We start from the raw sequence: 12,367 nt of genomic DNA on the forward strand, positions 1-12,367 counted from the left end.
CCGGTATCCCTGGTCAACGGCCCCCGCGCCGCCTGCCGTGGCCCTCTCCCGACACACCGGGGGAGGGCCACGGCGCGTTCACCCGCCATACCGGGGGAGGGCCACGGGGCGTTCACCGCGCGCGGCAGCTGCCGCTCAGAGCGGGGTGCGCAGGCTGGTGGCTCCCTCGTGCCAGGCGCGCAGCAGGTGCTCGCCGAGGCGGTCCTCCAGGTGGACGGTTGCGGCGATCCCGAACGCCACGTCCGGGGCGAGGCCCGGCTCGTCGTCCAGCAGCCCGCCGATCACGTCCCTGCGGACGATCTGCTCGTGCACCGCGTCGGCCGTCACGTGCTCCGCGTAGAAGTGCTCGGCCGCCGGCCCCGCCCCCGTACGGCGCATGGCCTCCGCCAGCCGGCGCGAACCCGGCGACGACGTGACCTCGACCGTCGCGAAATGTCCCACCAGGGCACCCCTGCGGGCCCGGTGCAGTCCGAGCAGCGACATGAGGTTGACGTTCGCCAGCATCGGGGCGGGCGTGTGGTCCAGGTACCGGCCGTAGCGCGTGTCGAGGCCGAGGTCGGCCATCAGGTCGGCGAAGAGGCGCGCGTGGACCCGTTCGGGCCGCCCGCCGCCGAACTCGTCGTACTCGACCGCCACGAACGCCGCCTTGGCCCTGCCCCGCAGCCGGGGGATGACCCACGCGTGCGGGTCGGCCTCCTTCAGGTGGTACAGCGACCGCTGGGCGGCGTACTCGCGCAGCTGCCACAGCTCGCCCTTGTCCCGCAGGAAGTGCGACACGCCCTCGCCGTCGACGGGCTCCACCAGCAGTTCGTCCAGCGCGTCGGCCACATCCGGGTGGCCCTCGGTGCGGGCGCGCAGCTCGGTGAGGAAGCGGCCCTCCAGGGCCTGGCGCAGGGCCAGCAGGCCGGGGTCCCACTCCCAGGCCGGGTCGACCCCGTCGAAGCCGCGGTAGTGCAGCTCGTAGCAGAGGTAGAGGGCCAGCTGCAGGTCGTCGCCCAGCGGCTCGGCGCCCCGCGCGGCGCCCGCGTCGGGCACGGGGGCGCCCACGGGGCGGCGCAGCGCGTCCAGCACCCCCTGGGAGAGCTCCCCGCGGGCGGGCGGCAGCTCGCCCTCCGGACGGTCGTCCGCCACGTGCCGCATCCGGTCGTGGTCCTGGTCTGGCATGGTCACCTCTTCGTACGTCGGCGGTGGCTCGTGTCGCACCACGGGTAGGCGCGGCTGCGGCGGCAGGTGCACAGCGCCACCGTGAAGCGGTCCGACCGCACGACGGTCCCGTCGTCGAGGACGACCTCGACCGGGCCGTCGAGCAGCAGCGGGCCCTCGCGGGTCACCGTGACCCGGCAGGGCCCGTCGGCCGGGCTGTTCTCGTCAGGGGCGGTGGGCACGGATGATCACCAGCTCTTCCTTCTCCTGGCCGGGCTCGATCAGGCCCTGCTGTTCCAGCCAGCCGGAGCGTTCGCGCAGCACGGGCCCGAACGGCACGACGCTGCGCCGGACGACGGTGGCCGTCAGCCCCGCCCGCTCCAGCCGTCCGAGGGTGGGCGCGACCCCGCTGAGCGCCGACTGCACCAGCAGCAGGGCACCCGAGGGCCGCAGCAGCGCGGGGGCGCCGTCGCAGATCCGGTCCAGGACCGCCCGGCCGTCGGGGCCCGCGTCCCAGGCGACGGCGGCGCCCCGCCGGGGCGGCCGCTTCCGGGGCGAGGGGACGTACGGCGGGTTGCACACGATCAGGTCGAAGCGGCGGCCCGCCGCGGGCTCCAGCAGGTCGCCGTGGAGGACGCGGACCCGCTGCCCGGCGAGCGCGGCGTGCAGCCGGGTGGTGAGCACGGCGCGCCACGACCGGTCGACGGCGGTCACGCGGGCGCCGCGCCGCGCGGCCGCCAGGGCGAGCGCCCCGCTGCCGGTGCCGACGTCCAGCACCTCCGCTCCGGGCGGCAGCTTCTCGCGCTCGATGGCCTCCTTGAGGAGGAACGTGTCGGACTGGGGCGCGTAGACGCCCGGGGCGAGCCGCAGGGCCCCACCGGTCAGGCCGGTGTCGAGCAGACTCGGCATGGCGGCTCCTCGCAGGATCGTGCCGGCGGCCCGGTGCCGCCCGGCGTTCTCGCTCCCCGGATGCCCCTCGATGCCGTTTTCATCCCCCTTCGGCGGGTCCCGCGGTGTGAAACCCGCAGGCCGGGGGAGCGGGCGGTGTGCGCGGGCGGGCGCGTGCACGCGCGGACGGGAAGGCCAACTCCCCGGCGGTGGAGGCGTGTTGTCCCGGTCCGGGGGCAGAAGGGGGTCATGACCGTAGCGAAGAGAAGCGTCCTGGTCCTCGACTGCTCGGAGCCGGAGGCGCTGGCCGAGTTCTACGCGAGCCTCCTGGGCGCCGAGGTGCGCCGCTGCCCCGATCCCGACTACGTGGAGGTGGTCGGCCATGACGGTGTGCGACTGGCGATCCGGCGGGACCACGGGTACGCGCCGCCGAGCTGGCCCCGACCGGACGACTCGCAGCAGGCGCATCTGCACATCAGGGTCGCGGCGGCCGACATGGACGAGGCCGAGCGGGAGGCGGTCGGGCTGGGGGCGCGACCGGTGGAGGCCAAGGATTCGGGGAGCGCCCGGGACGTCCGCACGTACGCGGACCCGGCGGGCCACTCCTTCATCCTGATGGCCGAGCCCGAGGGCTGAGGCCGTCCGTCTTCACGCTGATGGCCGAGCCCGAGGACTGAGCCCGTCCGTCTTCATCCCGATGGCTGCCGAGGACCGGGCCCGTCCGTCGCCGTCACACCTCCACGACCGCCCAGCGGCGCCGGGCGCCGTCCTCGGGGCCGTCCTCCGTGCCGGCCGCGACCGCGCCGAGCCCGGTGACCTCCCGCAGCAGCCGCTCGTCCTCCGGGACGCCGGACCGCTGGTGGGACAGGACCAGCACCACGACCTGGCCGTCGAGGTCCTGGTCGGCGAGGTGGACGCTGGCGCGGCGCCCCCCGTCGGCGACGGCGGCCCGCACCAGCCGCGCGGTGATCACGGCTACGGGGTGCTGGTCGGGAAGGCCGTACCCCCAGGACCGCAGCCGGTCCAGCACGGCCCGGGCGGCGCGCGCCGGAGTCGAGTGCGCCGCCCACGCGGCGGTGTCGTACGTCCAGTTCCCGGCGCGCCGGTTGGCGATCCGCACCCGCGCCCGGGGCCGCACGGCGATAACCTCCGCGCCCTGCCGCTCGGGCCGGGGAGGCTCGACGGGGCGCTTGGGCGGCGGCGGGGTCCTGGGCGGGTAACTGGGCGGCCACTTCTCGGCGTCCGGCGGCATCGTCACAGGCGTGGCCCTCTCCGCGCGCGGGGGTGTCCCGGCCCCGGCGCCGGAGCCGTACGGCCATCGTAGAGGCCGGGGGAGCCGCCCGGCGGGCGTTCGGCGCACCGCACCCGACCGGGTGAACGGACCTGCGGGCACCGCCCCGGCCGGGGATGTCAGCGGGGCGTGACACCATTCCCCGCCATGACGACCACCGGTGCCGCGGGCGGGCTGGCCCTCTTCCGCGGGGACATCCCCTTCTACACGCTGACCTTCGCCAAGGGCCTGACGCCCGTCGACCTGCTGACGCGCATGGGTGCCGACCCGGACACCCTGGCGCCGCGCCACCACGGCGAACTGGCGGAGGAGTTCGGCGACACCCTGCTCGACGAGGACGAGCCGGTGGTGACGACCGGCACCGACGGCGCCTGGACGTGGGCCTGGGAGCAGGGCGGTGTCCACGGGCTGGACGACGGCGTCCTGGGCGCCGTCTCGCGCGGGACGGAGGCCGTCGCGCTGCACCGCAACGAGAAGCCCGCGCACCGGTTCGCGTACGCCGCCGACGGCGGGATCGTCGTCGCGTTCGACACACTGGTCCCCGTCGAGCCGACGGGCCGGGACCCGAGGCGGCTCGACCCGTTCATGCGCCCGCTCGGTCTCGTCCCCGGGCGGACCGGTTCGCCGCACAGCGTCCTGGAGCTGGCGGAACGCGCGTTCGGACTGCGGGTCACTCCACCCGGCGACGACGAGCGGCGCTGGAGCGGCAGCCTCCGCCCCCTGCCCCGCCCCTGACGACCGGGACGGAACCCACCGGCCGGCCGCCCACGATCACCGCCCGGCTGCTCCGCGACCACCGGCCGGCCCTGCGACCACCGGACGGCAGCGGACGGCCGGACCGGCGGCCACCGGACGGCCGCCTTCGCCTCTCCCCAACTCTCCTGACCACTCCCGCACTTGTGTGATCATTTTCCGTGCAGAGAGAAGGGGGCGACAGCGACCGGCGCCCCCGGAAAGCCCAGGGGAGAAAAGGGGCATGAACCCGATCATCACGCCGCCCGGGCGGCGTTCACGACCGGCTCTGCTCGCGGCCACGGCCCTCACCGTGGCCCTGAGCGTGTTCGGCACGGCGACCGCCGAGGCGGCGCCCGCGCGGACCGGCTCCGACCAGCCGGCCTCCGACGCCCGTGCCCGCGTCGTCGAAGTGTGGAAGACCGGCGGCCCGGCGACCAGGCTCGCCGCCGAACAGGCCCTCGTCGGAAGCGACGCCGACGTCCGGGAGTTCCTGGACGACGCCATGCGCGTCGCGGCCGAGGAGGACGACCGCCTGACGGCGCTGCGGCTGCTCAACACCGCGGGCCCCGGTGTGCGGGAGGCGGCGCAGCGCGCGCTCAGCGGAACCCCCGCCGACCTGCGCGCCTTCCTGGAGTCCGGCATACCAGGCCCGCTCCGGCACGACCAGCGCGCCGAGGTCCTGCGCGTCATGGCCACCGGGGACCGCGCCGTGCGCGCCGCGGGGCAGACGGCCCTCGACGCCGGTACGGACGAGGCGCTCGGCGCCTTCCTCACCACGGGCCAGCACAAGGCCCGCGAGGAGGACGACCGCTTCCGCACCCTCCAGATCATGAACACGGGCGGCCCCCTCGTCCGGCAGGCCGCCGCCGAGGCCCTGGCGGGCACCGCCGACGACGTCCGGGAGTTCCTGGACAACGGGCAGCACGCCGCCCGCGCCCGCGACCAGGAGACCATGACGGTCGCCCAGCTCGCCGCGGTGGCCGCCGAGGCGAGCAGGCGCGCCAAGCGGGAGACCGACCTTGCCAAGGCCGCGTCCGCCAAGGCCGAGGCCGCCGCGGAGGAGGCGCGCAAGGCCGCCGTCCGCGCGGCCGAGGAGACCGCGGCCGCCAAGGACGACGCCAAGAAGGCGAGCCGCGCCGCCGGGCGCGCCGCCGAGGCCGCGCAGGGCGCCGCCCAGGCCGCCCGTACCGCCATCGGCGCCGCCAACCAGGCCACATCGGCCGCCCGCACCGCCGCCAACGCCGCCACGGCTGCGGCCTCCGCGGCAGCGGCCGCCGGCCAGGCCGCCTCCCGCGCCTACCACTCGGCGAGCGCCGCGGTGAAGGACGCCGGCCAGGCCGCCGCCGCCCGCCAGGCGGCGCAGGACGCCCGTACGGCCGCGGCCGGCGCGCGCACCGCGGCTGCCGCCGTCGACAAGGCGATCGAGGCGATCGGCCAGGCCGTCGGCTCCGCCCGCGCCGCCGCCAACGCCGGCGCCAACGCGGCCGCCGCCGCCGCGGCGGCGGCCGAGGCCGGAGCACACTCGGCGACGGCGGGCGCCGAGGCCCGCCGGGCCGCAGCGGCCGCTGCCGAGGCCCGCCGCGCCGCCGCCGTCGCCAACAGCGCGGCCGACCGCGCCGAGTCGCTGGCCGCCCGTGCGGCCGCCGCCGCGCAGCAGGCACGCGCCGCCGCCGACAGCGCGGCCCGGCACGCCGACGCGGCCGCAGCGGCCGCCGAGGACGCCGCCGCGCACGCCGGCCAGGCCGCGGACTGGGCCAGGAAGGCGACCGCCCACGCCGACGCGTCCCTGGCCGCGGCCAAGCAGGCGCGCGCGGCGGCCGACCAGGCCCGCAGCACCGAGGCGCTGGCCCGCGAGACCGAGGCCGCGGAGCTGGCCGCCGACAAGGAGCAGGCCGTACAGGCCGCCGAGGACCTGAAGCACAAGTACGAGGAGCAGCAGGCGCGCATCGCCTGGGACGAGGCGGAGGCCGCCCGGCGCGACGCGGAGACCAAGCAGCTCCTCGCCGACGCCGCCGCGCCGTCGACCGAGCCCGCCGTCGCCCTCGCCAAGGCCCGCAAGGCGGCGCTGCACTTGGCCGAGGACGGCGGGCCGTGGACCGCCAAGGCCGCCGAGGAGGCCCTCGCGGGCACCGACGAGGCCGTCATGACGTGGGTGCGGACGGGCCGTCAGGTCGCGGAGGAGCAGGACGACCGCGCGCGGGTGACGCATCTGCTGCTCACCGGCGGCGAGGCGATGAAGGCGGCCGCCGAGACCGCGCTCGCCGGCGACCACGCGCGGGTCAAGGAGTTCCTGGAGACCGGCCAGCACACCGTCATGGCCGACGACTACCGGGTGCGCACCCTGGAGATCATGCAGACCGGCGGCCCCGCCGTACGCCGGGAGGGCAGCGCCGCGATCGACGCGGGAACCACCGAGGCGCTGCGGGACTTCATCAAGACCGGCCAGCACAAGGCCCGCGAGGAGGACGACCGCGCCGAGACACTGCGGATCATGAACAACGGCGGCGCCCACACCAAGGCCGCCGCCGAGATCGCGCTCGCCGGGCCGCCGCCGCTGCTGCGCACCTTCGTCGAGTTCGCCCAGCACAAGGCGGCGAAGAAGGACCACGACACGGCCGTCCACGTGGCGTCCGTGCGCCGGCTCGTCGCCAACGCCGCGCTGTCGGCCGCCAGGGCGGAGCAGCAGGCCGCCGAGGGCGCCAAGGCCGCGGCGGACGCGCGCGGCGCCGCCGAGGCGGCGCAGGGCTACGCCCGCCAGGCGAAGGACGCGTCGGAGGCGGCCCAGCGCTACGCCGCCGACGCCGCCCGCTCCGCCGAGCAGGCCGACGCGTCGGCACGGCAGGCCGCCGAGTCCGCCCGCCAGGCCAGGGCGGCCGCCGACCGGGCCACCGACGCGGCGGCCGCGGCCGGCCGGTCCGCGAGCGCGGCGGCCGCGTCCGCCGCACGGGCGGCGGCCTCCGCCGACTACGCCTACGAGCAGGCCGACCGTGCCGCGGCCGCCGCCGTCGCCGCCGGCAAGGACGCGGCCCAGGCCGCCGCTGCGGCATACGAGGCGGTCCTGACGGCCGTGGTGAAGCTCATCGAGGAGGCGACGAAGGACGACGGCACCGAGATCGGCACCGGCGAGCAGGACTACCCCGGCGACGGCGAGGACCTGACCGGCGAGGGCGGGCTGTCCGCCGCCGACAAGGCGGCGCTGGTGCTCGACGTCACGGGCATCTTCGACCCGTCGCCCGTCAGCGACGGCGCCTCCGGCCTGCTCAGCCTGTTCCGCGGCGACATCGAGGCCGCGGGCCTGTCGGCCGCCGCGCTGATCCCGTACGCGGGCGACGCGCTCGCCAAGCCGGCGAAGTTCGCGAAGTACCTGGAGAAGTTCGACAACCTCGCGAAGCACGCCACCGACCTCGACTGGGTCGGCAAGGCCGCCCACAGCCTGAAGCACCTGTCGCCCAACCAGTGGCACGACGCGCTCACCAAGATGAACAAGCTGTCCGGCGACGCGGCGAAGGCGTACAAGAACAAGCGGTACGTGCAGGCCGCGGAGAAGTTCGGGCTGCCCACGAACGGCCCGGTGCCCTTCGTGCCGCGCAAGGACTGGGACGTCAAGCGCCCGCAGATCAGGGGCGGCGGCTTCGAGGACAAGTACGGCAACGTCTGGACCCGTGCCAAGGACGGCAAGGACGAGTGGGACGTGCAGATCCCGAAGGGCAAGGGCTTCGAGACCTTCGCGGGGAGCAAGAATCAGGGCAAGGACTACTCGCACGCCAACATCTCGAAGGACGGCAAGGTGACCCACTGATGTTGTTCAAGCCCACCGACGTCGTGGTCCGGGTGTTCCTCAACACCCGGGACGCGGCCACGGCCGACGCGTCCATGCGCGAGTGCCTGGAGCTGGTGGCCGAACTGGCGCCCGCGACCGTCTCGTTCGAGCAGGCCGACCCGGCGGGGCTGCGCCGCGGGTTCCTGGTGGAGCTCATGGTGGTGCTGCCGCCCGCCGCGGGGGAGCGCCCTGACCGGGTGCTGCTCTCCACGGTCCGTCCGCTGATCGCGCGACTGGGCCTCGACGAGGCGCGCTTCGAGCTGGACGACCCGTCCGGCAGGACCGGAGGCGTCCTCGTCCCCGAGCACCAGCGCGACGAGCGGCGCACGGCCTGCGGGGCGTACTGGCTCCTCGCGGGCCTCGGCGTCGACCCGCTGACCGGCCAGGACACCGACGAGGCCGACTACGAGGGCGACGGCGACGACCTCTGACGCGCGTCCGTGCCGCTCCGGGCGGCGGGGCCCCGCCGGCCCCGCCGCCCGGATCCGTCTCGCCGGCGGGGCTACGCGCGGGCTTCCACGTCGGCGGCGGCGCGCGCCCGCCGCCGGGGCGCCGGACCGCGCAGGTCGAGCCGCATCAGGACCCGCGGATGGCCGGCCAGCACGGACGTCGTGTCGGCGGCGTGGACGAAGCCCGCGCGTTCGAAGTTCTTCCGCAGTCCGGCGTACGCCATGGTCAGATCGACCCGCGCGTCGCCGTTGTCCAGCGGGTACGCCTCCACCGCCGGCGCGCCGTGGGCGCGGGCGAACTCGACGGCGCCGGCGATCAGGGCGTGTGAGATCCCCTGCTTCCGGTGGCCCGGGCGCACCCGCACGCACCACAGCGACCACACGGGCAGGTCGTCGACGTGGGGGATCTTGCGGTTGCGGGCGAAGGACGTCTCCGAGCGGGGCGCCACGGCCGCCCAGCCGACGGGCTCGTCACCGTCGTACGCGAGCACGCCCGGCGCCGGTTCGGCGCGGCACAGCCGGGCCACGTAGGCGCCCCGGTCGGGCCCGCGCAGCTCGTTGTTGAGCTTCGACGGAATCCGGTAGCTCAGGCACCAGCAGACGTTGGCGCCCGGCGACTTTGGGCCCAGCACCGCGCGGACGTCCTCGAAGACGGTGGCCGGACGGACGTCGATGGTCATCGTGGCTCGCTCCCCGGACCGATTCCCGCCGGCGGCCCCGCAGCGCCGGAGTGCGGCCGTCGTGGAGACCCGCCGGTACCCCCATGGATCTCAGATGTCACTGTAGTCCGCCGCGCACCCCCCGCAACACGGCCCGCACCCCGTGCGGCACGGCCCGCGCGTCCCCCGCGGCGCACCGGCTCGGCCCGCCGCCGCGGCGGTTGTATGCGCTTTGTATGCCCTCCCCCTTCAATCGCCGCGACATCTCGGCGAACCAACGGGAGGAACCATGCAGAGACGCACCAGGCGCGGCCGCCGGCTGCTCGCCGTCCTCAGCGGCATGGCCGCGCTCGCGGCGGCGGCGCCCGACTCCGCCGCGACGGCCCACGCGCCCCGGCAGGACCAGGCCCGGACCGCGTCCGCGGTGAGCGCGGAGTCGACCCGTCCCGCGTTCCGCATGCCGTTCGTCTGCGGCCAGTCGTGGCGCGGCAGCAACTGGCAGGGCCACAGCCCCGCCCACTCCATCGACTGGAACCACTACGACGCCGACGGCAACCCGGACGACCTCGGCCGCCGCGTCCTCGCCAGCGCGGGCGGCACCGTCACCGCCTCGTACTACTCCACCGGCACCGGCTACGGCAACACGGTCGTCATCAGCCACGGCGACGGCTGGCAGACCCGGTACGCGCATCTGAACACCCGTGACGTCCAGAAGGGCGACACGGTCACCCGCGGCCGGCGCATCGGCACGGTCGGCGCCTCCTCCGCGCTCTACGACCTCTCGCCGCACCTGCACTACGAGCAGATCCACAACGGCTCCGTCGTCGTCGCGGTCGTCCAGGGCGTCACCTGGTACGACTACCTGGTCCGCTACCAGACCAGCACCAACGGCTGCTGACCCGGCGCGGCGGCCCCTCCGGGCGGCGGGCACGGCGGCGCGTCCGGGCCGCCGTACCCGCGGCCCGCACCCCGGAGGACCGGCCGGCCCGCGGTACCCGAGCCGCCCGCTCGCGCTACCCGAGCCCGCGCCCGCCGGCCCCGCTCAGCGCAGCACCCGCAGTTTCGCGTCCACCAGCTCTGCCTGGTCGCGCGCGTCGAGCCGCCGCCACGCCGACAGCGAACGCTCGAACGCGGCCCGCGCCTCGGCGCAGCGGTCCTGGTGCAGGTGGAGCCGGCCCAGGTCGCGCAGCAGCGCCGCCGTCCGCACGTCCCCGTCCGGCGGCAGGGCCGCCAGGACCAGCCGGTGGGTGCGCAGCCAGTCCCCGTAGCAGCCCCGCAGGTGGAAGAACCCGGCGAGCTCCACGGCCAGGTCGGCGGCGCGTGCCGGATCGCCCAGGCGCAGCGCGTCCTCCACCGTGGCGACCAGGACGCGGCGCTCGCTCTCGAACCACTCCACGGGCCGCGCCCGCACCGCACCGGCGACCCGCGCGGCCGGCCCGGCGAGCGCCACCGGCTCGCCGAGGACGCCCGGGAACCGGCTGGGCATCGCCGCGTTCGCGCAGCGGGCCACCGCGATCAGCGCGTCCACCACCCGCAGCCTCCGGGCCCTCCGCACCGGCGCGGGGTCGGCCTCGGCGCGTTCACGCGCGTAGATGCGCAGCAGGTCGTGCATCCGGTAGCGCTGCAGGCCCAGCGGATCGGTGCCGGTCACCTCGACCAGATGCTCGTCGAGCAGCGTCTCCAGCGGCTCGGGCGCGCCCCCGGACTCCCGCGCGCCCCCGGCGGCGACCGCGACGAGCCAGCCCGCCACCGCTTCGCCGGGCAGCTCGCCGAACGCCCGGAACGCGGCGGCCGCCCGCCCCGGCAGATGCCGGTAGCTCAGCTCGGCGCTCGCCCGCACCTCCAGCTCATCCGTCCGCAGCTGGTCCAGCCGGCCCCGCTCGTCGTGCAGGATGTCGGCCAGCGCGGCAACGGACCAGCCGGGCCGGTCGGCCAGCCGGGCGCCCGCGATCCTCACGGCCAGCGGCAGCAGCCCGCAGCCGGCCAGTACCCGGTCGGCGTCGTCGCCCGCCGCGCGCAGCCGGTCCTTGCCGATGATCCTGCCGAGCAGCGCCCGCGCGTCCCGGCGCCGCATCACCCCGAGCGGACAGGGGTGCGCCGGCAGGGACGGCATGCGGCGGCGCGATCCGACGAGCACGGCGGAGCCGCCGGTGCCCGGCAGCAGCGGCCGCACCTGGGCGGCGGACGCCGCGTCGTCCAGCACGATCAGCACCCGCCGCTGCGCCAGCCGGGAGCGCAGCAGCGCCGCCCGCTCGCCGGGACCGGCCGGTATGGCGTCGTCGATGACGCCCAGCCCGCGCAGCATCTCCGCGAGGACGTCCTCCGCCGCACGCGGCTCGCCGCTCATGCCGCCGAGGTCCGCGAACAGCTGCCCGTCGGGGAACGACTCGCGCACGCGGTGCGCCACGTGCACCACCAGCGTCGACTTCCCCGATCCGGGGGGCCCGGACACGACGGCGACGACCGGCCGCCGCCGCGCCGACGACAGCAGCTCCTCCAGCGCCGCGACCTCCTCGTCCCGGCCCGTGAAGTCCGGCACGTCCATGGGCAGCTGGCACACCGGCGCGGGCGGGGCGGGGCGCCGGCACACCGCGTACCCGTTGACCTCGTCGCCCGCGGCCCGCAGGGGCGCGCCCGGCGCGACGCCCAGCTCGGCGGCGAGGACCCGCTCCGCCTCGGCGTACGCGGCCCGCGCGTCGGCGGCCCGCCCGGCACCGTGCAGGGCGCGGACGAGCATCTGCCACAGGTCCTCCCGCAGCGGGTCCTGCGCGAGCCGCGCCCGCAGGTCCGCGACGAGCGACGCGTACTCGCCGAGGCGCAGCCGCAGCTGGAGGCACTCGTCGGCGGCGAGCGACCGCAGCTCCTCCGCGCGGGTCAGCGCCGGGTCCCACACGACGCTGGACGGCAGGTCCTGGAGGACCCCGCCGCGCCACAGGGCGAGCGCCGACTCGTACCCGCGCAGGGCCGTGCCGTCGTCACCGCGGTCGCGGGCGGCGCGGGCCCGGTCGAGGCGCTGTTCGAACAGCAGCAGGTCGTGGTCGCCGGGCGGCACGTCGAGGGCGTAGCCGGCGGGCAGGGTGCGCAGCCCGTCGGTCGCCACCCCGGCCGCGGCCAGGGCCCGCCGTACGCCGCGTACGTACGTACGGACGTTGGCGACCGCCGACCGGGGCGCCCCGCCGGGCCACAGCACCTCGGTCAGCACGTCGAGCGAGACGAACGCGCCGGGCCGCAGCAGCAGTGTGGCCAGCACGGCCCGCGGCTTCGGCCCGCCGAGCGGTACGGGCCCCGGTGTGCCGCGCCCCCGCACCCGGAGCGGTCCCAGCACGCCGAACACCGGCTCCCCCATCCGCGCGCCCCCCGTGACAGTGCGTAACGGCCCGTG

General features: G+C 76.7%; 11 protein-coding genes. 5 read left to right on the forward strand and 6 right to left on the reverse strand.

What is annotated here, in order from left to right; translation table 11 throughout:
- Positions 1-135 precede the first annotated feature (135 nt).
- The 3 genes from ACSUPT_RS27750 to ACSUPT_RS27760 are packed head-to-tail and all read right to left on the reverse strand — an operon-like array spanning position 136 to position 2,052.
- Complete coding sequence (locus ACSUPT_RS27750) at positions 136-1,164, reverse strand: iron-containing redox enzyme family protein (RefSeq protein ID WP_436946008.1); 1,029 nt, start codon at positions 1,162-1,164, stop codon at positions 136-138.
- 2 nt (positions 1,165-1,166) lie between these two features.
- Positions 1,167-1,385, reverse strand: a complete 219-nt coding sequence (locus ACSUPT_RS27755; protein WP_351964215.1) for a CDGSH iron-sulfur domain-containing protein — start codon at positions 1,383-1,385, stop codon at positions 1,167-1,169.
- A complete protein-coding gene (locus ACSUPT_RS27760; RefSeq protein WP_351964216.1) occupies positions 1,369-2,052 on the reverse strand; it encodes a HemK2/MTQ2 family protein methyltransferase in 684 nt (227 codons plus the stop codon). The genes ACSUPT_RS27755 and ACSUPT_RS27760 overlap by 17 nt, the downstream gene beginning before the upstream one ends.
- Positions 2,053-2,280: 228 nt before the next feature.
- On the opposite strand from ACSUPT_RS27760, the gene ACSUPT_RS27765 reads away from it, so the two are divergent.
- On the forward strand, positions 2,281-2,667 hold the full coding sequence (locus ACSUPT_RS27765; protein WP_436946009.1) for a VOC family protein: 387 nt from the start codon (positions 2,281-2,283) through the stop codon (positions 2,665-2,667).
- Between the two features lie 94 nt (positions 2,668-2,761).
- Here ACSUPT_RS27765 and ACSUPT_RS27770 read toward each other — a convergent pair whose 3' ends face one another.
- A complete protein-coding gene (locus tag ACSUPT_RS27770) occupies positions 2,762-3,283 on the reverse strand; it encodes a hypothetical protein (protein ID WP_436946273.1) in 522 nt (173 codons plus the stop codon).
- 186 nt (positions 3,284-3,469) lie between these two features.
- On the opposite strand from ACSUPT_RS27770, the gene ACSUPT_RS27775 reads away from it, so the two are divergent.
- The 3 genes from ACSUPT_RS27775 (at position 3,470) to ACSUPT_RS27785 (ending at position 8,308) form a co-directional block, all read left to right on the forward strand.
- On the forward strand, positions 3,470-4,057 hold the full coding sequence (locus ACSUPT_RS27775) for a DUF6461 domain-containing protein (RefSeq protein ID WP_436946010.1): 588 nt from the start codon (positions 3,470-3,472) through the stop codon (positions 4,055-4,057).
- 241 nt (positions 4,058-4,298) lie between these two features.
- Entirely contained in the window at positions 4,299-7,856 is a 3,558-nt protein-coding gene (locus ACSUPT_RS27780; RefSeq protein ID WP_436946011.1) for a polymorphic toxin type 17 domain-containing protein, read from the forward strand.
- Entirely contained in the window at positions 7,856-8,308 is a 453-nt protein-coding gene (locus ACSUPT_RS27785) for a hypothetical protein (protein ID WP_436946012.1), read from the forward strand. The genes ACSUPT_RS27780 and ACSUPT_RS27785 overlap by 1 nt, the downstream gene beginning before the upstream one ends.
- Positions 8,309-8,379: 71 nt before the next feature.
- Here the strand turns inward: ACSUPT_RS27785 and ACSUPT_RS27790 are convergent, their stop codons facing one another.
- A complete protein-coding gene (locus ACSUPT_RS27790; protein ID WP_351964221.1) occupies positions 8,380-9,006 on the reverse strand; it encodes a GNAT family N-acetyltransferase in 627 nt (208 codons plus the stop codon).
- Between the two features lie 268 nt (positions 9,007-9,274).
- Here ACSUPT_RS27790 and ACSUPT_RS27795 point away from each other — a divergent pair, with 268 nt between their 5' ends.
- Complete coding sequence (locus ACSUPT_RS27795) at positions 9,275-9,883, forward strand: peptidoglycan DD-metalloendopeptidase family protein (protein WP_436946013.1); 609 nt, start codon at positions 9,275-9,277, stop codon at positions 9,881-9,883.
- A 144-nt stretch (positions 9,884-10,027) separates the two neighbouring features.
- On the opposite strand, the gene ACSUPT_RS27800 is transcribed toward ACSUPT_RS27795, so the two are convergent.
- Positions 10,028-12,331 (reverse strand): BTAD domain-containing putative transcriptional regulator, encoded by a 2,304-nt coding sequence (locus ACSUPT_RS27800; RefSeq protein WP_436946014.1) that lies wholly within the window; start codon positions 12,329-12,331, stop codon positions 10,028-10,030.
- Positions 12,332-12,367 lie beyond the last annotated feature (36 nt).

The sequence above is a fragment of the Streptomyces sp. SudanB25_2051 genome, assembly GCF_964272635.1.
Lineage (GTDB): Bacteria > Actinomycetota > Actinomycetes > Streptomycetales > Streptomycetaceae > Streptomyces.

Excerpts from the sequence above, each read along its gene's own strand:
- ACSUPT_RS27785 (WP_436946012.1), top strand. The coding sequence starts at position 7,856 with ATGTTGTTCAAGCCCACCGACGTCGTGGTCCGGGTGTTCCTCAACACC.
- ACSUPT_RS27780 (WP_436946011.1), top strand. The coding sequence starts at position 4,299 with ATGAACCCGATCATCACGCCGCCCGGGCGGCGTTCACGACCGGCTCTG.
- ACSUPT_RS27800 (WP_436946014.1), bottom strand. The coding sequence starts at position 12,331 with ATGGGGGAGCCGGTGTTCGGCGTGCTGGGACCGCTCCGGGTGCGGGGG.
- ACSUPT_RS27790 (WP_351964221.1), bottom strand. The coding sequence starts at position 9,006 with ATGACCATCGACGTCCGTCCGGCCACCGTCTTCGAGGACGTCCGCGCG.
- ACSUPT_RS27765 (WP_436946009.1), top strand. The coding sequence starts at position 2,281 with ATGACCGTAGCGAAGAGAAGCGTCCTGGTCCTCGACTGCTCGGAGCCG.
- ACSUPT_RS27760 (WP_351964216.1), bottom strand. The coding sequence starts at position 2,052 with ATGCCGAGTCTGCTCGACACCGGCCTGACCGGTGGGGCCCTGCGGCTC.
- ACSUPT_RS27795 (WP_436946013.1), top strand. The coding sequence starts at position 9,275 with ATGCAGAGACGCACCAGGCGCGGCCGCCGGCTGCTCGCCGTCCTCAGC.
- ACSUPT_RS27770 (WP_436946273.1), bottom strand. The coding sequence starts at position 3,283 with ATGCCGCCGGACGCCGAGAAGTGGCCGCCCAGTTACCCGCCCAGGACC.
- ACSUPT_RS27750 (WP_436946008.1), bottom strand. The coding sequence starts at position 1,164 with ATGCCAGACCAGGACCACGACCGGATGCGGCACGTGGCGGACGACCGT.
- ACSUPT_RS27775 (WP_436946010.1), top strand. The coding sequence starts at position 3,470 with ATGACGACCACCGGTGCCGCGGGCGGGCTGGCCCTCTTCCGCGGGGAC.